Here is a 24,836-nt window from a genome sequence, read left to right as displayed (position 1 = left end):
TCATTGTCCGGATTAATAAGGAGCCAGATCGATTCGTTCATCGTCAACCTGACTAGGCGTAAGCACGACAGGAATGGCTTTCGAAATCGGGGTATCACTCAAGTCGCCTTTACTGTCCAGTGCCACCAGCGGGTTAGTTTCCGGGAAATATGCGGCGATATTGCCAGCCGGGATGTCATAGCTGATAAGTTTGAACCCTTCGACCTGACGCTGGATGCCATCGGCAGACAACGAAGTCACGTCGACTCTGTCCCCCGGTTTTAAGCCTATTGCCTCGATGTCTGATGCATTCATCATCAGGATCTTACGTTCGCCTGAAATCCCGCGATACCTGTCTTCAAAACCATAAATTGTCGTGTTGTACTGGTCGTGAGAGCGAACGGTCTGAAGAACGAAAACCGGATCATCGCTGAGTTGACGTAAATTGGCCGGGAGCAGGTGGTCGGGGAGCGGATGCGTTCTGAACTCCGCTTTTTGGGAATCCGTGTGCCAGATTCGCTCTGCAGCACTGTTACCCAGATAAAAACCGCCGGGCTGTTTCAGTTTGAGGTTCATCTCACTGAATCCGGGAATGACGTCGGCAATCAGATCACGTATCCGGTCGTAGTCTTCGATCAGCCAGTCCCAGTCAACCGGGTGATTCCCCAGTGTGGCTTTGGCGATACCGGCAATGATTGCAGGCTCAGAGCGCATTTCAGCGATGTCACTTTCAACGACACCGCCGGAGGCATGGACCATACTGAAAGAATCTTCAACCGTGACCGATTGCGGTCCGTTTTCCTGAAGGTCGATATCCGTTCGTCCCAGGCAGGGCAGGATCAGACTGTCTTGACCGGTGATCAGGTGGGTACGGTTGAGTTTGGTGGCAATATTCACCGTGAGCGCGCAACTTGCCAGTGCCTGCTGGGTGAGACGGGTGTCTGGTGTCGCTGAAGCAAAGTTGCCTCCTAATCCGATAAAGACTTTACTTTCTCCGGCCAGCATTGCCTTGATGGCATGAACAGTATTGTGACCCTGTTCTGATGGGGGAGTGAAGCCGAACCGTTTTTCAAGCGCCTGGGTGAATGCCGGTGCCGGTTTTTCATGGATGCCCATGGTCCGGTCACCCTGTACGTTGCTGTGGCCGCGGACCGGGCAAAGTCCGGCCCCCGGTTTGCCTAACTGACCAAAGAGTAATTGCAGGTTGGTGATTTCCTGAATGGTGCTGACAGAGTGCTTGTGTTGTGTAATGCCCATCGCCCAGGTGATGATCACGCGTTGAGAGTGGCGATATAGTGTTGCAGCGTATTCAAGATCCTGTTGGTTCAGTCCCGCCTGTTCCGTAATGAGAGACCAGTCTGTTGCTTCCACTTCGCTCAGGTAGCTGTCTAATCCTGTCGTATGCGCCCGGATAAAATCATGATCGAAAATAGAATCTTTTCCTGCAGCGGTCTCGGTTTTATCCATGGCAATGAGGGCTTTGACCATGCCCCTGACCACCGCCATGTCACCGCCCAGTTTTGGCGTAAAATAGTGACTGCTGATGGCGGTTGCGCCACCGGTCAGCATTTCAGCAGGAGATTGCGGGTTTGTGAATCGCTCAAGACCGCGCTCTTTGAGGGTATTGAAGGTCACAATTGCGGCGCCGCGTCGAGAGGCCTTACGCAGAGTATCCAGCATTCGGGGATGATTTGTGCCGGGATTCTGCCCAAAGACAAAGATAGCGTCAGCTTTATCAAAGTCTTCGATTTTTACTGTACCTTTGCCGATGCCGATACTTTGTTTCAGTGCGACGCCACTGGCTTCATGGCACATGTTTGAACAGTCCGGAAAGTTATTGGTGCCATAGGCCCGGACAAAAAGCTGGTAGAGAAACGCCGCTTCGTTGCTGGCTCGTCCTGAGGTGTAGAATTCGGCCTGATTTGGGTTATCCAGTGCATGCAAATGACTTGCGATCAGAGCAAAAGCTTCATCCCAACGGATCGCTTCATAGTGATCTGTCTTGGGGTTGTATCGTACGGGGTGGCTCAGGCGGCCCTGATATTCCAGAAAGTAATCGCTCTGTTGCTGCAGCCAGCCGACCGGATACTGGGCAAAAAACTCCGGGGTGACCCGACGACTGGTTGCTTCCCAGTTTACGGCTTTGGCACCGTTTTCGCAGAACCTGAAACGCCCCTGTTCTTCGGTTTCCCCCCAAGCACAGCCCGGGCAGTCAAAACCATGTTCTTGGTTCGTTTTCAGTAAGTTGCGGATATTTCGGGTGATGTTCTCACTTTTCACCAGATGACGGGTTGTACTGGCAAGTGCCCCCCATCCACCGGCGGAGCTTTTGTATTTTTTTACGGTCATGGTGATTCATCATCCTTGTGTGTATCAGGCGTGTGTCTGGCAAGACGTTGATTGCCGGGATCGAGAAAAAACTTTGGCTTCCTGACGGCTGTAGACGCCGGTCAGGGGAAAGACAATCGGATTAGTGTGCAGTTATCCCCTGCAGGATGCCAGTTTTCTGTGCGCGCTTGCTGGTTTTTCAGGCGGCATGGTTTTACACGGCTCTCTATAGTATTACGGCAGGCGTGATAAAAATGTAATATTCCCCACAAAAAATGTGAGATTAGTAGCGCTGCGCACTTGCAAGTTCAGTGGTAGCAGGCGGTTGCATCATGCCTCTGTCTTCATCTGACTGTTACGCGGACGTTACACTGAACCTCAAGCGTTTTCAGCCTGAGTCTGGTATCTTACGGGTTTCACGATATTGATTAGAAAGGCTGGCCTTTGCCGAAAAGAAAGGGCTGGCAGAGAGGAAAAGCAGAATGATTGCGAACAAGCTGGTCCTGGTCGTTGATGATGATCAGGAGATTCGCGAACTGTTGGACGAATATCTGACCAAGCAGGGTTTTCAGGTGGTCACTGCGGAAGATGGGATTGCCATGAAACGGGAAATGACCATCAGCGAGCCGGATCTGATTCTGCTGGATATTATGTTGCCGGGTGAGGATGGTTTTTCACTGTGCCAGCATGTCCGTAAAACCTCTGACGTGCCCATTATTATGCTGACGGCGGTGTCTGATGAAATGGATCAGATTGTGGGCCTGGAACTGGGAGCGGATGACTATATCGCGAAGCCCTTCAGCCCGAGGCAGCTCATGGCGAGAATTAAAGCGCTGATGCGCAGGGTGAAACCGTCAGAGACCCAGCAGGAACCCAGTCAGCCATTACCGAAAGCTTTTCTCTTTGATCACTGGCGGCTGGAGACGGCTTCTCAATCTCTGGAAGACATCAATACCCAGCGCCGTTATGAGATGACCAACAGTGATTATGCTGTGCTGTTACTGTTCCTGAGTCGTCCGAACGAAGTGCTGGATCGCGATACCATCTTTTATGCCACCCGTGGGCGGGATGCGCAGCCATCAGAACGTGCGGTGGATGTGCAGCTCAGTCGTTTGCGTCAGCGTCTTGGTGATAAAGGACGTCAGCAGCGTCTGATCAAAACGGTTCGCGGGAATGGGTATCTGTTTAACGCAGAAGTCAGCTACGAATCGAAGGACTGACCGGTTCGCGGGTGTTGAGGGATAATGAACTGGAAAAAATGGTGGCCAACGTCTTTGATGGCCCGAACACTGTGGTTTACGTTACTTGCTGTGTTTCTGGCGCAGATGATTGCGACTTTAATCTGGTACGGTCAATCGAAACGGCGCGATTTGGAAGGGCTTGAGTCTGCCGCGTCCAGTATGGCAACGATGTTTGCTTCGACGGTGACATTTTTTGAATCACTGCCTTTACAGTATCGTCATATCGTTCTGGATCAGATCCGGAATATGGGCGGTACCCGCTTTTTTGTTTCGTTTAATGAGGAAGAAATCCGCATTGATCCGATTCCCGCCTCCAGTATGAAACACACCGCGGTGAAAGCGATCCGGGAAGTGCTGCACGATAAACTTCCCCGGCTGGATGTTATTCGGGTGGAGTTCTCCCGTCCGGAAACGCTCCATGTGCTGAAGAACGATATTCTGCTGAGTGATTTGCCCCGATCCTGGGCGCATTACACGTTAAGTCTGGAGCCGCTCAATCCGCCGATTCTCGTGGTTCAGCTGGAACTGGCCCAGGGAGAATGGTTGTATATCGCAGCATTGCTGCCGCCGCCTTATACCTCACTCGAAGATGAAATCATCACCAAGCAGCAGGTGCTCTTTTTACTCTTTATCACCGCATTGTTGCTGTTTTTTACCTATACCATGGTGCGTCGCCAGACCAAGCCGCTCAAGCGACTGGCGGATGCGGCGAATGCCCTCAGTATGGACATCTACCAGCCGGAACTGAAAGAGGAAGGCGCAAGTGAGCTGGTGACGGCAACACGGGCATTTAACCGGATGCAGCAACGGCTGCGGCGGTATATCGATGACCGTGAACACCTGTTTTCAGCTATTTCGCACGATCTGAAAACCCCGATTACCCGGTTAAGGTTAAGAGCTGAGCTGCTGGATGACGATGCCAAAATTGATAAGTTCAACAAAGATCTTGATGAACTGGAAATGATGGTGAAAGGCGCGCTGCAGACCGTCAGAGATACGGATTTACATGAAAACCTGATTCAGGTGGATGTGTCTGAGCTGATGCGCAGTATCGCGGAAAGTCACAACGGGTATCAGACACAGGTCCATTTGCCGGACGAGCACATTTCACCAGTCATCGGGAAGCCGCTGGCACTCAAACGTTGTCTGAGTAACCTGATTGAGAATGGTGTGAAATACGGCCGGGAAGTCTGGGTAGATGTGGCAGACAGTGAGGAATCACTGGTGATCCGTCTCTGGGATAAGGGGCCGGGAATTCCGGAAGAAAAGATGGATGCAGTGTTTGAGCCTTATGTCCGTCTGGCAAAAGATGATGAAGGTCACGGCCTGGGTATGGGGATTGCCCGCAATATCTTACATGCACATGGTGGCGATATGACGATTCGGAACCTGAAGCAGGGCGGGCTGGAAGTCACGCTGACTTTGCCTCGCTTCATCGTTTGATACCATGTTACAGGCCGGTTTTGATTGCGTGTTGATGCTCTGATTTGGAATTGAAAACAGATGATTAGAAAATGCTCCGCTGGCACAGTTCGCCGATTGACTTTGTCCTTAGCCGTAGCTCTGATGCCTTTTGTTTCACCCGCTGCGCTGAGTGCGGAACCGGATTCTGCGGGGGGAGAAGTGGAGGTGCTGCACTGGTGGACCGCAAAAGGTGAGATGAATGCCGCGGATGTGCTTCAGAACAGTCTGGAGCAGCAGGGCATTGGCTGGAAAAACTTTGCGATTGCCGGCGGTGGTGGTGAAAGCGCGATGACGGTTCTGAAAAGTCGCGCGGTTTCCGGGAATCCGCCTTCAGCAGCACAGCTGAAAGGGGATGATCTGCAAGAATGGGGCATGCTGGGTTTTCTGACGAATCTGGATAAAGTCGCTCAAGCAGAACACTGGGACCAGCTGTTGCCTCCGGTCATCAGCCAAATCATGAAATATCAGGGACATTATGTTGCTGTGCCGGTCAATATTCATCGGGTGAACTGGCTTTGGGTGAACCCGGCTCTGATGAAACAGGCGGGTGCAACGGTGCCGGATTCACTGGATGCGTTTTTTGATGCGGCGGAAAAACTGAAAGCAGCTGGAATTGTGCCTGTTGCTCTCGGAAGTGACCCCTGGCAGGAAGTGACTTTGTTCGAATCGATTGCTTTGGCCGTTCTTGGTCCGGCTGATTACCGGCGTGCGTTTGTCGATCTGGAGATGTCTCAGCTGGACAGCAAAAAAATGGTGGAAGTTTTCCGTCAGTTTAACGCGATGCGTCAGTATATTGATGTGAAAACCAAGGCAATGGAGTGGAGTGATGCCAGCGCGATGGTCGTCCATGGCGAGGCTGCGATGCAGTTTATGGGAGACTGGGCCAAAGGGGAACTCACCGCCATGGGGAAAGTTCCGGGCGAACATATTCTGTGTATTCCCGCGCCTGGCACACAAGGTTATTTCACTTACAATATCGACAGTTTCGCGTTCTTTAAAAATAATTCTGCCAGACAATTGAAAGCACAGGAAATGATGGCGCATACCATTCTGACGCCTGATTTTCAGCGTCAGTTTAATCTGGCGAAAGGCTCGATTCCGGTTCGCAGCGATGTCTCGCTGGAAGGGTTTGATCAGTGTTCACGTGCATCTGCTGAGGCTTTCAGTGCAAGTGAAGCTCAGAACACGCTGGTTCCCAGTCTGTCTCAGGGGCTGGCAAATACCAGTTATGTGCAGGCGGCTATTTTTGATGTCGTCACCAATTTCTTCCACAGTAAAAATGCAGATCCGGAGCAGGCCGCGCACCGTTTGGCCAGAGCTGTAAAATCTGCCCGCTAATCAATGTGATTCAGGTATGAGTTAAGCCTGACAGATTGCGCTAGGCTTAGGACAAAAGAAAATGAGGGAGGAACCAAGAGTATGAAGCTGCTTTATATCGTCCGTCATGCAAAATCGTCCTGGGATGATCCGGATCTGGATGATCACGATCGCCCGCTCAACCAGCGTGGTCTGGATAATGCGGCAGATATGGCAAAACGTTTTGCGGCCTGGCAGGCATTACCTCAGCGAATCTTGTCCAGCACGGCAGAACGGGCTTTTCAGACTGCGCAGTATTTCGAACAGGCGTTGCATCCTCATCCGACTGAACTGGCTACAACAGTGGGACTGTATACGGACAATGCTCATGAAGTTGTTGAGATAATTCAGTCGGTTTCCGATGAAGTCGAACGTCTGATGGTTGTCTGCCACAACCCGGCAATTAATGATCTGGTGGCTCGTCTGGGGCTGAAAACAGAGAATGTTCCGACTTGCGGCGTAATTGTCTTTGCTGTTCATACCCGGGAATGGAAACAATTCGGGCCGGATAACTCTCAGCTTCTCTTTTTTGACTATCCAAAGCGTTTGTCATAATTCAATCAGGCCGCATTTGCGGCCTGATGTTTTTAGGATGCATCTTCCGGGTCAGCCTGTTTCAGACATTTTGCGGATCGCATTGACGACATCACTGATGCCGGCTTCAATGTTGTGGATGGCTGCGCTGGCTTCTTTGACTTTTTCCATGCTGCTGTGGGCATGGGTAATAATCTCAGACATTGAAGAGACCGCTCGCGTGGTTAACTGACTGTTTTGTTTCACAACATGATCGATTTTTTCTGTGGATTCGTTGGTCCGGAATGCAAGCTGACGAACTTCGTCTGCAACCACGGCGAAACCTCGGCCCTGATCGCCGGCCCGTGCAGCTTCGATGGCCGCATTTAAAGCCAGTAAATTTGTTTGATCTGCAATCCCGGAGATCGTGTCGACCATGCTGGTAATCGTTTTCGATTGCTCTTCCAGCTGGGTCATGACGCCTGAAGTGATGTTCAGGGCCTCGACCATCTGAGTCATCTGCTGAATCGCCATATTGCCTGCACTGCTTCCCTCTGCAGATAATTGGCTGGTATTGACCGACAATTCGTAAGCCAACTGGCTGTTTTCCTGACCAATCAGGACACTCTGAGTGATGTCGGTTGCAAATTTGATGATTTTATAGAGTACCCCGTTGGCATCGAATATCGGATTGTAAGTGGCTTCAAGCCACAAGGTGTCCCCGGCTTTGTTGATCCGTTCGAACTTCCCGCCCAGATATTGCCCATGGACGAGCTGATCCCAAAAATTCTGATACTCACGGGATTTCGCATACTCAGGGGCAACAAAAATCCGGTGATGTTTGCCCTGAATTTCTGTCAGCGTGTAACCCACGGTCGACAGAAAATTATCATTGGCATTCAGAATATGGCCGTTCAGGTCGAATTCAATAATTGCCATCGAACGTGAGACAGCCTGCATCTGACTGGCAAGATCATGATGCTCGGCAACCCGTTCAGAAATATCAGATGCAATTTTAATGACTTTGTAAACGGAGCCGTCCGGATCAAATACAGGGCAATAACTGGCTTCCAGCCAGATTTCTTTTCCGCTTTTAGTTAATCTTTTAAATAAGCCGTTTGATTGCTGACCTTGCGCCAGCTGTTTCCAGAAAACCTGATATGCCTGACTTTGACGGGTTTCTTCAGTGCAGAACATGCGATGGTGTTTGCCTTGAATCTCGCTCAGGTTGTATCCCATGGCACGAAGGAAAGGCGGGTTGGCGGAGATGATTTCTCCCGTGGGTGTAAACTCAATGAACGCAAAAGCATTTTTAATCGCATTGAGTAAATGTTTTGCTTCGTTGTTTTCCCGTTGTACAAATTCATCATTTGTCAGTGATACAACATTTTTTCTGGATACCCCGAACCCGAACATGTCTCATTCCTTTATGACATATACCCACTCACGACTATAGAACACCAAAATTTATTTAAAAGTGTAAATGTGCTCGAAATTTCAAGTCTTTCAGGTAGATCACGTCTCTGAGTCAGAATAGCAGGATTGATTGCTATAACTGTTCCCTGGAGATTTTTATATTTTCTGTTTGAACTATCAGTGCCGGATACCTGTAAAAAATCTTGTACAAAGTCGAGATAAGAACATTTTTATCAATAAAAATATGCTTGTTGTTGCAACTAAAATTCGTTGTTAGTATCGCCGCGAATTAAAATAATATATGAAACGTGGTTATCTCAATGCAATTATCAGCCCAAGATCAAAAGATGCTTCAAGACTTTTTTCATACCTGTAAATCAAATCAATTTAATGTTATCGGCTATCCGGTTTCGGCAGACTTTAACTATCAGGAACTTGATAAATTCTGGCAGTTTTCATTTAATAATTGCGGTGACTGGGCCGTCGAATCAATTTACAGCCTCAATACTTTCCGTTTTGAAAAAGAAGTGATGCGCTATTTCGCAGAGAAATTCAGCATTCCTTTTGAAACATCCTGGGGATATGTGACTAATGGTGGCACCGAAGGAAATATGTATGGTTGCTATCTGGCCCGTGAAATCTTCCCGGATGGTATTCTGTATTTTTCGGAAAATACGCATTACTCCGTCGCTAAGATAGTGAAATTGCTCAGAATTGAACATCGTGTGGTCAGAAGTCTGCCGAATGGTGAAATCGATTATGAAGATCTCCAGAGACAGATTGCACTGAATGAAACTGAGCATCCGATTATATTCACAAATGTCGGCACAACGTTGCATGGTGCGACAGACAATCTGGATAAAATAAAAGCGATATTAAAATATGCAGGCATTCAGCGAGAAGATTACTACCTTCATGTTGATGCTGCATTTCACGGCATGATTCTTCCTTTTGTTGACGCACCGCAACCTTATTCATTTGCAGACGATATCGATTCTATTTCTGTCTCAGGTCATAAAATGATTGGTGCGCCGATACCCTGTGGCGTGGTGTTAACCAAGAAAGAATATGTAGAAAACATTAGTGTTGCCGTTGATTATATTGTTGCGAATGATAAGACAATCACAGGTTCAAGAAATGGTATAACACCACTGATGCTGTGGTATGCCATTAAGAGCAGCACCGAGCAGGAAAAAGAACTCCGGGTGAAGCGCTGTTTGCGTCTGGCTGAATATGCGACTGAGAAGATGAACGAGAAAGGCGTACCAGCCTGGAGGAACCCGAACTCAGTGATTGTTGTCTTTCCGACACCTTCTGAGGCGGTTTGGCGAAAATATGGTCTGGCGAATTCAGCGGAGTATGCTCACATCATTATCACAGGGCATATGATTGATAACATTCAATTTCTGGATCAGCTGATTGAAGATGTGGCACTGGATTTGAAGGAAGATGAAACCATGACGGTTGCCTAGTGTCGTTGTTGAGCTGCGAGAGGTAAGTGGCATGATGAGCCACTTCCTCTTCAGTTCATTCGGATTTGCCGGAGGACTGGAGTTTTTCCGGCATCAGCTTTTAAAAAATAGATGATCAGGACTGCACTTAAAAATAATATTCTAACGCCAGCTCAATGAAGTCATCTTTGCGCGCAAAATACAAAGGGCTGTCCAGTTTGTCAGCATTAAACCACCAGGCATTCGCGCGCCATTTCCAGTTGTTATTGATGCGGGCAGAAGCTTCAACACGTCCGGTTGATTCCTGACGATGATCCAAATCCTGACTGATCCCTATCAGAACCTCTGTACCGTCGATATCATTCAGGGCAAACCGGGTTCCGAGGAATAAATCGTTCTGATTCAGGCTTTCTGAACGAGAGTCGTACTGGTATTCAGCAATCAGGCCGATATCCCAGTAAGTCTCAAATGCCCCAACGATGGTGTATTCAAAACCAGTCACTGCCGCAGAATGGTTTTCCAGACTGTCACGGTATAAGGCTTCAAGCTTTAGCAACCAGGTGCCGAAAATGCCCTGAATATCGACGCTGGTTTGCTCCATTTGTGCGTAATAGGGCGTCAGGCTGGTCGAACCGGGCAGGAAATAAGGCTCCCGGTTGGTGCCTTTGAAATAGCTGGCACCTATATCCCAATCACCGAAGTAATGGCTGTAACGAAGTGATCCGTCGATGTGTTCCTGGCCCGCGGATGATTCATAACGGGCATCGTCATTAACCGGAAGTGGCGGTCGCAGTCGGCCATCTCTGCCAGCAAATGTCCGTTCCCGGAAGTAGGGCAGGACAAAGCCAGTCACAGTTCCCCAATCTTTCACAGCGGTCAGGCTGAGCATCGGCTGACCTAGTTTTTGTTCACCGTCCACGGACTCAACGTTATCTGTCTGATTAATGACATCCACCAGATGGATGGACTCCGTTACCCCCCAGAAGACTTTTCCCACACCGATGCGTAGTTCGTAGTCATCAATTAACTGCAGGTACATGAATTCACGTAAGTCGGCATGGGTTCGCTCATTATCCAGGCTGTCGAGCCGCAGGAATGGCTGAATCGTGAGCCGGGCATCGCCGTCCTGCCATTCGGTATACCATTCTGGTTCGATGACCAGTGAGCTCTGGCTTTTGTCCTGTCCTTCAAGTCCGTCATGCAGAAACTGGCGTTGTTCAAGGTTGATCTGGCCGCTGAAACCGGCTGCCTCAACAGAGGCAGCCAGAAACAGGGGCAATACAGCAAATCGGAATGTCATGATTGCTCCTGTTCTTGGATTTATTTCGCGCGCTTGAGGCTGGCTTTATTAAAGTCGCCTTCATCAAGCCCATTGTTAAAAGTCAGCTCATGAGTGGTCAGCACCGTTGTTTTTCCTGTCTGATGATTGGTCATCGTCATTTTATGCGCACGCCAGTACTTGTTCAGATACTGCGTGTATTCTTCAAAATTCAGCGTTTTCAGCAGGCTGTCTTTCCGATCGTAAAACTCAACTTTCAGCGGACGATACTGGTCTTGATCGATCCAGACCAGTTGCTTGGTATAACCGGAATATTCATCGGTCGGAATCTGTTGAACTTTGAATACGGACTGGCCATCGAGGGTTTCATTGCCCAGATAAGTAAAATCATATTTCTCAAGCTCGAACGAACTTAAGTCTTCGTAGGCAAATTCACTGCCCATAAACGGACCGGACTTGTTGCGAGATGCAATGCGTTTGACACGCTTCAGGGCAGGAAGGTAAAGCCACTGATCATCCGGCTTTGTGGTATGGGCAAAATTGAGAAAGGCGGTGCCCTGAACATCACGCGGCTGATCGAAAATCGTCAGTCCTTTATCACCATCATCGGCGACTTCCAGGGTTTTGATGCGCATTTTACGGGTGCTGCTTTCACCCTGAGCATTGGACAACAGCATGGTCATGTCGGCAATACTGTCGCCCCAGCCAGTATCCCGTGCTTTACGTTCTTTTGCGATGTCGAGTCCCTGTTCGTTACCGGCATGGCAAACGGCCGGTATCACCGCTAAACCAAGGGCAACAATCATGCCGATTGGAGCCAGCCATTGGGTGATTCGCGCAGTTTGATTGGTCATCACGTTCTCCTTCGTCTCGAATCAATTTTTATTGGGTAATTGGATGATTTGTATTTGTTAACTTGTTGTCGGGTGAGGCAGTTTCGGCATCACCTTGCGATACGGGTTTGCGGTCAAACAGCATGAGCATGGTTGGCAGCATCAGGAAGTCCACAACAAGCGCAATAAAGATGATCAATGCGCTCAGCTGACCGAGGTCGCTGTTCAGACGGAAACTTGAACTGGCGAGCACCATGAAACCAGCCACCAGAACGACAGTCGTAATCCATAAAGCGCGGCCCACCGTATTGAAAGCGTAACGGACGGCTTCTTCTGCATTTCGGCCTTCTTTCCGGGCAATCTGGTACTTGCTGAGGAAATGTACGGCGTCGTCAACGACAATACCCAGCGTCATAGTGACCACCACAGACAGACCCAGATTGATTTCTCCGGACCACAGTGACCAGATGCCGAAGCCAATCGCAGCGGGGGCAATGTTCGGGATCAGGCTGATCACGCCCAGTCGCAATGAACGGAGCGCAAAAATCATCAGCGCAGAAATCAGGACCAGGGTGACCGGGAGTGTCCCGAGCATACTGGCCATGTTGGTCTCACCAATGTGAGCGAACATCAGGTTCGGACTTGAAGCGGTGACCCGATAACCCGGCGCATTGCCGGCAAACCAGTCATAAATTCTGGCTTCCATCGCAACCAGTTCTTTACTGCCGATATTCTTGGTCGTCAGGGTCAGCTTGACGGAAGACTTGTCGACATTCAGCTGGTTGTTCAGGTCAAGTCCGTACGGCAGTGACATTTCATACAGCAGCAGATATTGGGCAGCCAGTGCTCTGTCTTCAGGCAGTCTGTACCAGTGGCTGTCATCTCCGTGCATGTTCTTGTTGAGGCGCTTGAAGACATCACTCAGGCTGGCAACATGATCGGTCTCCGGCTGGATGCGTAACCAGTCAGTAAAATCACGCAGAATTTTCAGAAATGATGGATCGGCAATCCCCTGTGGTTGTCCGGAGTGAATTGCAATGCTGACGGAAGTCATCCCGCTGATGTTGTCTGCCATGAAGTCGGCAGCCTGACGGAATTCACTGTTGGTGCCAAAGTATTTCACTGGCTCGTCATTCACGACATTGCGGGGCAAAAGCAGCGATGAGCCGGCGAGGACGACGATCGACAGCGGCAGAATGATTTTACGGTGCTGAACAACCAGGTTTCCAAGTTTATTGGTCCAGCCGGACTGACCTTCAGGCTGGATCGCCGGTGCACGCATTGGCAGAATCGTCAGTAAAGCAGGCAGCAGGCTGACGGAAAGGAAGCAGGCGATCATAATGCCCAGTGCTGACAGATTGCCCAAATCACGTAGAATCGGCGAATCTGAAGCGTTCATCATCAGAAAACCGATCGCGGTCGTCGCTGAAGTGATGAGAACCGGTATGGCGTTCAGCGTGATGCTGTAGTGAATCGCATCTTGTTTCCCCATGCCGCGCTGCATGCCCTGACGCATGGTTGCGATCACATGAACACAGTCGGCGACAGCCAGGGTGAGCACTAACGTCGGGACATTGACGGTGGCGGTACTGAGGAACATTCCCGCCCAGCCCGAGATACCCATGGTTGCGGTCACTGAGCCGATAATCACAATCAGTGTGGCCAGCACGGCAGTGAATGTTCGCAACATCAGGGTCAGGAAAACGAGGACGATCAGGACCATCGCAGGTACCAGTGTACTGCTGTCTTGTTGGGCCATGTCCATGAACGTCCGGTTCATGGCAACAATGCCAGCCTGGTAGAAATCGACATCCGGGTATTCGGCGCGATATTTATCCAGCAATGCCTGAGAGAAATTGGTGACTTTGGTAATTTCTGCCGTTTCGTCAACTTTTGGCATTTGCAAAGTCACATTTACGACTGCAACATCTCCTTTGGCGGAGATCAGTGCATCCCGCAGAAGAGGCTCTTGCAAGGCGATTGTTTTCACTTTATTCACCCGAGCCTGATCCAATGGATAGTCTTCGAGGAGCAGATCTTCTACCAGCAGGTCATCTTCAACTGCTTCTGTATGCTGGAAATTGGCCAGCGAATCTACGCGGCTTGAAAAAGGGATCTGCCAGCTGTCGTTTGTCAGATTTCTCAACAGAATCATGGTTTCCGGGGTAAACACATGCCTGTCTCGCGGGGCTATGACAAAGCTGATATTGTCTGTTTTACTGAAGGTGTCCTGAATGGTATTGAATGCTTGTAGCTGAGGGTTATCACCATCAAAAAAGATGCTGTAATCACCACGGAAGTAAAGGTTTTTTGCCCCGATCGTTGCTGCAATCAGCAGGGCAATCACTGCCATCGTAACGAGGTAAGCTCGCTTGACTGGCAGTCTGGATATACTGTCTTTCATCACACGCTCCATAAGTGACGTTTCGTCAAAAGTTGGTGTTTAAAAACCAGTTCGAAAACTGGCTGACATCCTAATTCGCTCACAGACATTAAAAACTGTGTTTTATGTCAGGAACGTTTCACCCCAATTGATATGCATCTCAGGGAGTAAACTCTTTTTATGACTAATCGTCAACTCTGGTGTGAAATTAACCCGCGTGATGCGGGTTAAACGGGTAACTCAACGACCAAGTTGTGACAGAAGTGAGATCTCATCAGCAAAAAAGGTCTGCTCAATGTGTTTCCACAATCGTTTGTAGTCCTTTTCACTGGATAAAGGTTTCCAGTCCATCCCATCAAGCAACATGTTTACGTTGTTGAGAACTGTGAAAGGATCCTGCAGACGGTGAATACAACGGCTGTTGGTTGCATTCATAATCAATGCATTGGAACCCAGAGCAAGTGACCAATTGGCAAAAACGACGGCATCGGTACTGACAGCGGCAGACATCATCAGGTTGCCTTCTTCCAGTGCGTGATTCACGATTGCATCCGCACTATCAATCATTTGCTCTTCGAGCTGGTTTAATATTTCCACGCGAGCGCCTGAGGCTTTATCAATTACCCAAGGGGTTTTAGCCGTGAGCAGGCAGGTCGACAAAACGGGTTCGAGCCGGGCAAAGATATGATAAGCCACATGCACAGCCATCAGTATTTCCCGGCTGCTGCCTTCCATACCCAAGACTCTGTTAAACAGCAACATCTCAGCTTTAATGGCGTGAGTACACAAGGCAACGATGACATCTTCTTTACTGCAGAAGTGGTTATACACCGTACCTTTAGAATAAGGGCTGATTGCTGCCAGCTTGTCCATCGTCAGGTTCGCAAAGCCTTCTTTGTTCACCAGATCTTTGGCAAGCATGATCAATTCCTGATCGCGATCAGCAATCGCCTGCTGTTTTTTGGTTTTTGGTACACGCTCTCCAGAGAAGAGGGCACATCTATCTTTATTACAGTTAAACCCGAACATAACTTCCGACTTTTTGCTTGTCAGTTGCGTGGATACATTGCAACTCCTGTCTCATAAGTTTAACACGATTCCCTGAAGGATAAATCACTTCAAAAAATGACGATTAGTCAAAGTTGACTGATCGTCATAATAGCTGCTTATGCACAGAGATCAATACCTCAAGTGTGATCTTGAACGAAAACCGTTATGGTCGGAGCAGTCAGTAAGAAAAAAGCCGCTTGTGAAAGCGGCTTGGACAGGTGATACAACAGATTCAAAGCTTACAGCGCAGTACGCAGAATCGCTTCACTATCGGAAATACTGATTTTTCCGTGTTCGCCCAGGGTGGTCATACCATGTTTTTCAAGACTGTTGATCAGCACCAGAATGTCTTCTTCACCCAGATCGACATCGCTCAAGCGGGTTGGGACTTGCATGTCACGGAAGAAAGATTCCGTGTTGGCAATGGCTGTTTCAATGCGCTCATCAACACTGCCTTCAGTCAGCCCAAAGATACGCTCAGCATATTGCAGTAACTTCGCTTCTTTTTCCTGACGCTGTTCTTTCATGACTGCTGGCAGCACGATACTCAGTGTCCGCGCGTGATCAATCCCATAGTTCCCGGTCAGCTCATGGCCAATCATATGAGTTGTCCAGTCCTGAGGAACACCAACACCAATCAGGCCGTTCAGTGCCTGAGTCGCTGACCACATGATATTGGCTCGTACTGTCATATCTTCTGGCGATGCCAGTGCTTTCGGGCCTTCTTCAATCAAAGTCAGCAGGAGACCTTCCGCAAATCTGTCCTGTACTTTTGCATCAACCGGGAAGGTCAGGTATTGCTCCATCACGTGGACGAAAGCATCGACGACTCCATTGCTGACCTGACGCGGAGACAGGCTCAGTGTTGTAGCAGGATCCAGTACAGCAAAAGCCGGCTGGACTTTGGCGGTCATGAAGCTCAACTTATCCTTGCCGCGTGAAACCACGGCACCTTTATTACTTTCTGAGCCGGTTGCTGGCAGGGTCAGAATGCAGCCAATCGGCAGGGCATCTTTAACCGGGGCATACTTTGCCAGGATATCCCAGGGATCTGCACCCTCAAAGCGAGCGGCTGCGGCAATAAACTTGGTACCGTCAATGACAGATCCCCCGCCAACAGCCAGCAGATAATCAAAACCTTCAGTTTGAATTTTGTTTACGGCTGCCATCAGTGTGTCGTACTGCGGGTTTGGCTCTATACCGGCAAACTCATCCCACTGATGACCTTCAAGTGCCTGAGAAACCTGATCATAGACGCCGTTCTTTTTGATCGAGCCGCCACCGTACAGGACGAGGACCTTGCTGTCTTTCGGGATTTCTGTCCCGACTTTAGCAATCTGTCCTTCACCAAAATGAATACGGGTGGGATTGTGATAGCTGAATGGATTCATCATTGCGCTCCAGGTTAGCTTGAAGATTGAATGTGAGGGCAAGTGTAGGTGACATCCTTGTCATCAGTAATACACAATTCTGCTTAATTCTTGCCTGATCCTGCTTTACACTTTTCAAGGCTTGGTGATTCAGTCTGTCTGCGTCATCATGATGAAAAGAGGAAAGGTCATGAATAGATCGCTGGAACTGGCGTCATCGCTGTGTAAGCAACTTGGTTTAAAATCTAAGCAAGGTAAGGTTGGTACAGCATTAAATGGCGTCAGCCTGTTTAAAATCACTCAATATCACCATGTGACACCACAGATGTACCAGCAAGGGGTTGTGGTGATCTTTCAGGGCAATAAGATCGGCCATCTGAACGACTATCGTTTTGAGTATGATACCCGGCATTGCCTGATTGTCTCAGCACCATATCCAATCGCCTGTGAGACTTTTGCCTCTGAGGAAGCACCGTTAATCGGCATTGATATCGGATTCGAGCACAGCGTGATTCGTCAACTGGTTGATGAGATGGAAGCCGAACTTGGGGCAGATTATTTTTCGTCAGATGTTCAGCACAAAGGTGTTGCCGCTTCTCCGATCACGCCACAAATTGACAACTGTATGCAGCGTTTGCTGATGATATTACACAATCCGCTGGACGCACGGATGCTGGGCCCGCAATTGTTACGGGAGTTCTTCTACCGGCTGTTACAGGGAGAGCAACGTGCACTTCTGGCGCAGTATGTGAGGCAGGACAGTGCACTGGCGCGAGTTTCCGGGGTGATAGAACATGTGCAGTCGCACTATGCGGATAAACTGGCCATTGATGATCTTGCTGACATGGCGGGCATGAGCATTTCAGCTTTTCATCGTGTATTTAAGCAGGTGGTGACGGATCCGCCTTTGCAGTACATCAAAAAAATCCGGCTGAACAATGCGAAGCAGCTCATGGTGCAGGACGGTCTGACGGCCAGTGTTGCAGCCAGTCGTGTGGGATATGAAAGTCCGGCTCAGTTCAGCCGGGAATTTAAGCGTTATTTCGGGTTGCCGCCGAGTAAGATCGGACTCCAGGGGGAAGAAAGAGTCTGACCTTTGTCTGTGATGCTCTGAAAAAACGCACCAGATTGACAGGTACGTTTGTTGTGAGTTCAAGCTGAGGCGGGTGATCAATAGCTGGTTTAGTCCTGTGAGGAAACCTGCTGAATGGCTTTCCGGGTAAAGCCCTGATTGTCTTCAAGTAATTGACGGGCCTTATCGGCAGTTGATCCTGTCAGCAGCATCACGATTGCCGTTTTGCAGTGGCCGCCGCAAGCTGCCAGAGCAGCTTCAGCGTCTTCCCGGTTTGCGCCTGTTGCCGCGGTGACGATGTTTTTCTGGCGTTCGACCAGCTTGGCGTTGGTTGCTTCCACATCCACCATCAGATTTCCGTAAACTTTACCGGTCCGAATCATCGCGCCTGTGGTCAGCATATTCAAAATCAGTTTTTGCGCGGTTCCGGCCTTCATGCGGGAAGAGCCCGTCACAACTTCCGGTCCAACAATCGGTGTCATCGCGATATCGGCCAGTTGTGACATCGTGCTGTCAGGGTTACAGCTGATCGATCCAACGGTTGCACCAACAGATTTTGCATATGTCATCGCGCCAATAACATAAGGTGTGCGGCCGCTTGCGGCGATACCAATCAAAACGTCTTTGTCGCAAAAATTCAGGTTTTTCAGATCGTCTGCGCCCAGTGTCTGATTATCTTCGGCGTTTTCGACGGCACGGAAAACCGCTTCCTGTCCGCCGGCAATCAGACCGACAACCTGAGACGGATCACTGCCGTAAGTTGGGGGGCACTCACTGGCATCCAGAATCCCTAAGCGACCAGATGTGCCGGCACCCGCGTAAATCAACCGGCCGCCTTGCTGAAAGGCATGGGCAATGGCATCTACGGCTTCAGCGATCCGGGGCAAAGTTTGCTCGACGGCCAGTGCCACTTTCTTGTCTTCATCGTTAATCACTTTCAGCATGTCGAGCGTTGAGAGGGTATCAATCGCCTGGCTGGCAGGATTGCGACTTTCAGTGATCATGGCGTTTAAATCAATTTTCATGGCAATGCCTTCACTTCGTTATCTGGTGCCATCATATGGGATCTCTGATTTCTGTTCACTGTTTTCAATCGTTTTTCGGGTGAACACACATGTCAGTTTCGGGCACTTTGAATTCAACCCTCACTCAGAGATGAAGCCTTGCCAAGGCACAGGAAGCCGATATGGCCTGTAGCAGCATGAATGCCTGAGTATGGTGCTACACTCATATCAGTCACAACTTCGTGAAATCAGGCGGGTCGCGGAGGAAAAGATGTTCAGGCTGATTTCAGTTGCGTTTATCGCAGGGGTACTGATGATGCTGAGTGCTCAGGCTGATGCCGATATTATCGACGCACGTTGCGATATTTATCCGAAAGGAGCAAAACTGCCAGAGGGCCGATATCTTTGCGTACTGTCTCAATATCATGGCTATATCAGTATTAAAAGAAGCGATGGGGTGAATTATGACTTTCATCCGGCACATAATGCGCCTGGTTTATACAGAGATGGCTTTGACCAGCCTGTCCGGCAAAGGAATGATTTAGGACAGAAAGGGCTTATTTTTGAGTTAAATAACGAGTCAATTTATGTTTACTGGGATACATCGGCTTTGTCAGAACCTTAGCCGTCAGATCTCATTTTCGGGGATTTTGGGTTGATTTCTAACCTTTCGGTCATCACGATCAGCCCACCTACATAAAGGGACGACGCCCATGTCGACAAATACTACACTCACAATAGATATCGTATCCGATGTTGTTTGCCCCTGGTGCTATATTGGTTATCAGCGGCTGAAACAAGCACTTGATTCTTATCAGGATAAGGTAAATTACACGTTACGCTGGCACCCGTTTGAGCTGAATCCGGGGATGCCCGCGGATGGACAGCTTCTCAGTGAGCATCTCGCGCAGAAATATCAGATTACCCCGGAAGAAAGTGAAGAGAACCGTGCGCGAATCATTGCTTTGGGTGAGGCGTGTGGTATTCGCTTTCATTTCACCCCGTTATCCCGCATTTATAATACGTTCAAAGCACATCAGCTTTTACACTGGTCAGCGACTTATGGTCGTCAGACTGAACTGAAGCTGGCGTTGTTTGAAGCGTATTTCACAGAACAGGAAAATCCGAACGCGCTGGATGTTTTACTGGAAGCAGTCGATAAAGCCGGGCTGGATCGTGATGAAGCTGAGTTGGTTCTGAAAAATAATCAATTCGCAGAAGCCGTGAGATCCGAAGAGCAGACGTGGGTTGAACAAGGTGTGTCTGCGGTACCGGCATTTGTCTTCAATGAAAAATATCTGGTTTCCGGTGCTCAGGAAACGGGGACCTTCAGACAAATCATTGATACTTTACTGAGCGAAGCGGCTGAATAATCCGGCTGGAACCGCCACGTGAAGTTTGGCCTCACTGTTGGTTTCCTATTTCCCCAAAATCAGGCATGAACATCGATTGGGTGTTGATGCCTTGTATTTTGTGACTGCGATCAAATATCAAAGAATAAGATAATCTGACAGGGTGTTCCGATAAATCGCCTATGAATTCAGTTAAATTTCGATGATGGTTTTAGGATAAAATCGTTTTTATACATTCGAATGGTCGTCGATGTTTTGGATTTTCAGGAACATTTACATCGATTGTCTATTTGAGGAACGATGAAATGAGAAAAGAGTAGAATGATTAAGCTGACACTAAAACGGTATAATAGATAATATTCACTCAAAAATACCTTTTTGAAGTGTTTTACTGAAGTGCCATGAAATGATATCAAACAAATTTGTTGGTTATTCCATCAATGTCATAATGAGTGAATCCAGGTGGCATTGTATTTGACTGAGATTATTTGTCAGAGATTTGAGTGTAAATCATATGACTTGTACACAAAGTGAATATCACCAGATCAGAAAAGACATCATAGCTGATCGGAGCTATAAAAGTGATGATGAACGATTGACTACGTTTAAGGAAAAGTATCAAAATATTATTGCTTCAGAGGAAGCAGTAGCTGAATGGGATATAAAATTTTATCCAAAATCTTTAAAGTTTGAATCTGCCTTCTTTTTGTTTTTTTACATATCAATCAATGTATTTGTATATTTTTATGTCAGTGATATGATTATGACGAGCCTAACTTTGTTAGGATTCATGATTTTTTCTCCAATATTACTGATGTTTCATCTAATCTGTTACAAACATAAGTTCACGAAAAGTGGATTCTATGTTTTGAAATACAAAAAAGGCAAGAAGGCCAGAAAAGTAATCTTGGCCCTCTATTTGGTGCTTGGTGCATTTGCTGTACTATATGCGATGATGACCATTGGATTTATGGCCTTTGCAGGTGCAGGTGCAGGTGCGGGCGCATTAGGATTTCTTTCATTTATCACAATTGTCGCGAAAGAAAATCGTGTATCTGAAGTGTACTTTCCATGGCATGGTTTGTTAATTGTAGTGGCAAAGAATAATAGTGGTTTTTGGGGCGATGATTACCGAATTGATTTAAATAATTACGAGGTAAGAACTAACAAGAATGACTATGAAAATATCTAAAAGTTAATTATTAAACATATTCGTGAAGATGCTTATTTTACGGACACAGGCTATGATTATAGGTCTGATGTATGTAAAAAAGCTAAAATAACTCTTGAAAAAGAGCTACCATTTTATATGCCTGAATATAATCATATTGATTTGTAGCTATTTATTCCTCTTGAACACTCATCCTTTTCTTGTGAATCGATGAGTGTTCCATTTAGAGAAAAATCATGAACAATAATGATCGGAATCTTCAACAATATCAAAAAATTCGTGACTCGATTGTAAATGATACAAAGTTTACAACAGATGCTGAACGTTTAGCTGCATTTATGAAGTCATACTGTAATATTATAAAGAATGAAAAACCATTATTCGAATGGAAGAAAGATAGATGGGAAAAAGGGTTAAGAGGTGGTTGTCTATTTTTCTTTTTAGTTTCTATTTCGATTTCTTCAGCGATTGAATTCCTGGGAGATGAATATTTAAAAGGAACTGGGCTAGTCGTGGGTGCAGTAATGTTATCCATACTTTTAATTTCAATGTTACTGGCTTGTTATCCAGAGAGATACCATCATCGAATAACAGAGACTGGAATTTATGTCCGTTCTTACCGAAGAGGTAAAAAAATTCGTCAAGGAACGCTCAGAGTGTTTCTTTTGCTCGCAATTCCAACTGTGATCGGATTATTTTTGATCATGGGGCCAATGGTTTTTGCCGGTGCTGGCGCTGGGGCATTAGGTGTTTTTTCAATGGCTACTGTGTTCAGAGAAAAAGAACCGGTGGAAAAATCTTTGCCTTGGGAGTCAATCTTTGTTGTTAAAATATTTGATGAGAATAACTTTTTTTCATCGAATAAATGCTTTGATATACACTTTCGATTTGACCTGATTTGTGATGATTCGAATTTCGATGAAGTAAAGAAAATATTGGATAATTGCATGTCAGATAAAATGATTTATATCAATGATTACTTGATTGATACACGTACAGATAAGTATAAAAAACTGATTGATTATGTAAGAAATGAGATACCATTCTTGGTTAAATGAGTTTTACTTTTTTACGAATTTGTTGTTATTGTACTAAAGCACTCGATTAGAGTGCTTTCAATCTATTCATTTCTCGCGACTGTTGTAATGAATGAGTTAAATTTTATATTTTGATTAATTTTGTCTATCAAGTGTTCTAAGCGAGATAGCTCATAGCACTGGATATAATCTAGATCATGTGGCGATAAGTTGCCATGGAATGAAATGTCAAGTTTACTCTCTGATTATATTAATGAAATCTGTGAAGTCATCCCAGATAATAGCTTTTGGCATAATGACAAGCTGTAATGGTGTTTTAATTGTATATTGTGCCAGTATAAAATTTATGCTGACGGTAGAATAGATAAGCTTTTATTAAAAAATAAGACCGAAGCGACATTCTGGGTAATAAGTTTTGGAAAACTCAACTTAGTTTGCCGATTTCCTATTGTTCAAAAACATGAAGCAATAAACGACCGCCTGTTCAGGCTTTGTCATGATACAGTCTTTAGAATCATCCGAAAATTGAGAAATCAGTCTGTATTTAATACCTGAAGGATGATTCCCTTGAAGAAACTTACCTGGCCTGTAGCCATTGTAATCAGCATTGTCTCGTTGATTGGTTCGGCAACTGTGAGTGCAACTCCTGTGTCTGTTCATGTCCCCGGAACGTCTGTCACTATGAGTCCACCGGATGGATTTGTTGTTGCGAAGCAATTCTCAGGGTTTGTAGAACCGAAAACCAATTCCAGTATTCTGATTGCAGAATTGCCCAAAGCTGCATATGTCCAGCTCAGTCCTGTTTTTTCAAATCTGGAACTGGCGAAAAGAGCCCTGGCTGAACGGGGGATTGAAGTGACGCGCTTGTTGCAAGTGAAGCAGGGAAACGTGAGCCAGCCAGTTTTGGTTGGTGTTCAGAAGATACAAGGGACAGACGTTGGTAAATACCTGGCTTTGTTTCCAGGAGACTTCAGCGTGATGCTGACTTACAACATCATTCCGGCAGACAGTATCAGTGAAGACAAGCTTGGCGCTTCGATTGCTTCAGTATCTATCGGCAACGCCGTCACAGTCCGGGAAAAAGCAGAGCAGTTAGCATTTACACTGGATGCCGTACCGCCATTTCAACTGACCGATGTGCTGGCCGGTTCATCTGTGGTGCTGACCACTTTTGACGGTGTCGATAAAACCGGTAAAAAACCACTGATCACGATGGGGCACTCGCTGGTGGCTTCGTCTATTCGTTCACCGGATTTATTTTCAGAGCAATTGCTGAACAGTGTTGCCGGCTATGAGAAAGCCGTTGTGATTTCCACAAAGCATACGACCTTCGCCGGGCTCAAAGGTTACCGAATCGAGGCGGTGAATAACGACCGAACCATCATTCAATATACGGGGTTTGATCAGAGCGGGCAGTACTGGCGTTTGATTGCAACGGGCTCAACGGAAGCGCTGGCCAAAATATCGGATGAAATTCAGCGGGTTGCTTTATCAGTGAAACGACGTTAATTGTCGGGTGCCTCTCTGTTCGGGCAAGGTGAACCCGGTAAAATAATCTGATGCTTGGTGAAACGGAAAGGATATGAAAATGAAAGGATTCGCGCTGAAGTTTTTGACCACTCTTGTGATACTGGCTGCGCTTTTTGGCGGCGTTTTCTACTACGTTCAAAGTGGCATTCACTAAGCATCTTGTTTGAAGAGGCTGATGCCTGCTGGGTGAGTGACGCAATAGCTGAAACCGGAACATGAACTGAAATGTAAGGGGCGCGGCATGGAAAAATACGCGATATTGTCAGATATTCACAGCAACGTTTTTGCACTGGATGCGGTTGTTGAAGATGCTATCTGGAAGGGAGCAACACGTTTGGTCAATCTGGGAGATATTCTGTACGGCCCGATCGCACCTCGTGCGACTTATGAGCGCTTGCAGACCCTGAATGCGCTGACCATTTCCGGTAATCAGGACAGACAGATATATCAGTCAACCAAAGATGATGTCGCCTCAAACCCAACGCTGCAGTTTATTCTTGAAGACCTGGGTGACGTTCCCCTGCAATGGATGCGACAACTGCCTTCTGATGTGCTGATAACAGATGATATCTATGCCTGCCATGGTGCACCGGACAATGATTTAATGTATCTGCTGGAAGACATCAGTTCAGGGTATCCGCAGGTCAAAAGGGATGATGAGATTTTGGCATGTCTTGACGGGGTTCAGGCCCCGATCATTCTGTGCGGGCACACACATTTGCCCCGCAATGTACGTTTGTCCAGCGGGCAGACGGTTGTGAACCCCGGCAGCGTGGGTTTACAGGCTTATCAGGATGAATGGCCGCTACCGCATGCAATGCAGAATTACACGCCGCAGGCTTCATATGTGCTGATTGAAGAGGGGATTCAGGGGCAGTGGGATATCTCATTTCATCGGGTCGATTATGATGTGCAAAGTGCGGTTCAGGCCGCGAAATCTAATGGCCGTGAAGACTGGGCGCATTATCTGAAAACGGGCAGATGCTGAACGAAATACTAAAGTTCAG

At 47.5% G+C, this 24,836-nt stretch carries 20 protein-coding genes; 12 read left to right on the top strand and 8 right to left on the bottom strand.

The genetic code is table 11. The annotated features are described in order from the left end of the window. Positions 1-12: 12 nt before the first annotated feature. Positions 13-2,328 (bottom strand): FdhF/YdeP family oxidoreductase, encoded by a 2,316-nt coding sequence (locus L4174_RS20290; protein WP_248142067.1) that lies wholly within the window; start codon positions 2,326-2,328, stop codon positions 13-15. A gap of 461 nt (positions 2,329-2,789) precedes the next feature. Between L4174_RS20290 and L4174_RS20285 the strand changes: the two genes are divergently transcribed. The 4 genes from L4174_RS20285 to L4174_RS20270 all read left to right on the top strand — a co-directional run bounded on the left by L4174_RS20285 (position 2,790) and on the right by L4174_RS20270 (position 6,923). After that, positions 2,790-3,527, top strand: coding sequence for a response regulator (locus L4174_RS20285; protein WP_248142068.1), 738 nt, complete (start codon positions 2,790-2,792; stop codon positions 3,525-3,527). Between the two features lie 24 nt (positions 3,528-3,551). Beyond that, complete coding sequence (locus L4174_RS20280; RefSeq protein WP_248142069.1) at positions 3,552-4,991, top strand: ATP-binding protein; 1,440 nt, start codon at positions 3,552-3,554, stop codon at positions 4,989-4,991. A 123-nt stretch (positions 4,992-5,114) separates the two neighbouring features. Next, positions 5,115-6,350 carry an ABC transporter substrate-binding protein gene (locus L4174_RS20275; protein ID WP_248143285.1) on the top strand — a complete coding sequence of 412 codons (1,236 nt, stop codon included), beginning with the start codon at positions 5,115-5,117 and terminating at the stop codon, positions 6,348-6,350. Positions 6,351-6,431: 81 nt separating this feature from the next. Next, positions 6,432-6,923, top strand: coding sequence for a histidine phosphatase family protein (locus L4174_RS20270; RefSeq protein WP_248142070.1), 492 nt, complete (start codon positions 6,432-6,434; stop codon positions 6,921-6,923). A 51-nt stretch (positions 6,924-6,974) separates the two neighbouring features. Here L4174_RS20270 and L4174_RS24090 read toward each other — a convergent pair whose 3' ends face one another. Then, positions 6,975-8,297 carry a PAS domain-containing methyl-accepting chemotaxis protein gene (locus tag L4174_RS24090; RefSeq protein ID WP_305885161.1) on the bottom strand — a complete coding sequence of 441 codons (1,323 nt, stop codon included), beginning with the start codon at positions 8,295-8,297 and terminating at the stop codon, positions 6,975-6,977. Positions 8,298-8,644: 347 nt separating this feature from the next. Between L4174_RS24090 and L4174_RS20255 the strand changes: the two genes are divergently transcribed. Continuing rightward, the gene (locus tag L4174_RS20255; RefSeq protein WP_305885160.1) at positions 8,645-9,769 is read left to right on the top strand and encodes a histidine decarboxylase; all 1,125 of its coding nucleotides are present in this window, start codon (positions 8,645-8,647) and stop codon (positions 9,767-9,769) included. A 127-nt stretch (positions 9,770-9,896) separates the two neighbouring features. Here L4174_RS20255 and L4174_RS20250 read toward each other — a convergent pair whose 3' ends face one another. From L4174_RS20250 to L4174_RS20230, 5 genes are all read right to left on the bottom strand, one after another. Then, positions 9,897-11,048, bottom strand: a complete 1,152-nt coding sequence (locus L4174_RS20250; RefSeq protein ID WP_248142072.1) for a hypothetical protein — start codon at positions 11,046-11,048, stop codon at positions 9,897-9,899. Positions 11,049-11,068: 20 nt separating this feature from the next. After that, positions 11,069-11,833, bottom strand: a complete 765-nt coding sequence (locus L4174_RS20245; protein ID WP_248143290.1) for an outer membrane lipoprotein-sorting protein — start codon at positions 11,831-11,833, stop codon at positions 11,069-11,071. Positions 11,834-11,909: 76 nt separating this feature from the next. Next, a complete protein-coding gene (locus tag L4174_RS20240; protein ID WP_248142073.1) occupies positions 11,910-14,264 on the bottom strand; it encodes an RND family transporter in 2,355 nt (784 codons plus the stop codon). Between the two features lie 219 nt (positions 14,265-14,483). Then, complete coding sequence (locus tag L4174_RS20235) at positions 14,484-15,272, bottom strand: TetR/AcrR family transcriptional regulator (protein WP_248142074.1); 789 nt, start codon at positions 15,270-15,272, stop codon at positions 14,484-14,486. A 260-nt stretch (positions 15,273-15,532) separates the two neighbouring features. Then, positions 15,533-16,684 (bottom strand): iron-containing alcohol dehydrogenase, encoded by a 1,152-nt coding sequence (locus L4174_RS20230; protein ID WP_248143291.1) that lies wholly within the window; start codon positions 16,682-16,684, stop codon positions 15,533-15,535. Between the two features lie 169 nt (positions 16,685-16,853). Between L4174_RS20230 and L4174_RS20225 the strand changes: the two genes are divergently transcribed. After that, positions 16,854-17,756, top strand: a complete 903-nt coding sequence (locus tag L4174_RS20225; RefSeq protein ID WP_248142075.1) for an AraC family transcriptional regulator — start codon at positions 16,854-16,856, stop codon at positions 17,754-17,756. Between the two features lie 89 nt (positions 17,757-17,845). Here the strand turns inward: L4174_RS20225 and murQ are convergent, their stop codons facing one another. Continuing rightward, a complete protein-coding gene (murQ, locus tag L4174_RS20220) occupies positions 17,846-18,760 on the bottom strand; it encodes an N-acetylmuramic acid 6-phosphate etherase (RefSeq protein ID WP_248142076.1) in 915 nt (304 codons plus the stop codon). A gap of 250 nt (positions 18,761-19,010) precedes the next feature. On the opposite strand from murQ, the gene L4174_RS20215 reads away from it, so the two are divergent. From L4174_RS20215 to L4174_RS20190, 6 genes are all read left to right on the top strand, one after another. Further along, positions 19,011-19,364 carry a hypothetical protein gene (locus L4174_RS20215; protein ID WP_254589134.1) on the top strand — a complete coding sequence of 118 codons (354 nt, stop codon included), beginning with the start codon at positions 19,011-19,013 and terminating at the stop codon, positions 19,362-19,364. Between the two features lie 88 nt (positions 19,365-19,452). After that, positions 19,453-20,112, top strand: a complete 660-nt coding sequence (locus tag L4174_RS20210; RefSeq protein ID WP_248142078.1) for a DsbA family oxidoreductase — start codon at positions 19,453-19,455, stop codon at positions 20,110-20,112. A gap of 493 nt (positions 20,113-20,605) precedes the next feature. Beyond that, positions 20,606-21,283 (top strand): hypothetical protein, encoded by a 678-nt coding sequence (locus L4174_RS20205; RefSeq protein ID WP_248142079.1) that lies wholly within the window; start codon positions 20,606-20,608, stop codon positions 21,281-21,283. Between the two features lie 215 nt (positions 21,284-21,498). Next, complete coding sequence (locus L4174_RS20200; protein ID WP_248142080.1) at positions 21,499-22,320, top strand: hypothetical protein; 822 nt, start codon at positions 21,499-21,501, stop codon at positions 22,318-22,320. A 546-nt stretch (positions 22,321-22,866) separates the two neighbouring features. Beyond that, positions 22,867-23,808, top strand: a complete 942-nt coding sequence (locus L4174_RS20195) for a hypothetical protein (RefSeq protein ID WP_248142081.1) — start codon at positions 22,867-22,869, stop codon at positions 23,806-23,808. A gap of 262 nt (positions 23,809-24,070) precedes the next feature. Next, a complete protein-coding gene (locus L4174_RS20190; RefSeq protein ID WP_248142082.1) occupies positions 24,071-24,817 on the top strand; it encodes a metallophosphoesterase in 747 nt (248 codons plus the stop codon). The last annotated feature ends 19 nt before the right edge of the window (positions 24,818-24,836 follow it).

Source organism: Photobacterium sp. CCB-ST2H9 (assembly GCF_023151555.2).
In the GTDB taxonomy this organism is placed as follows: Bacteria; Pseudomonadota; Gammaproteobacteria; order Enterobacterales; family Vibrionaceae; genus Photobacterium.
Note: the sequence above shows the minus strand (reverse complement) of the source record. Positions and strands in the feature narration are given on the sequence as shown.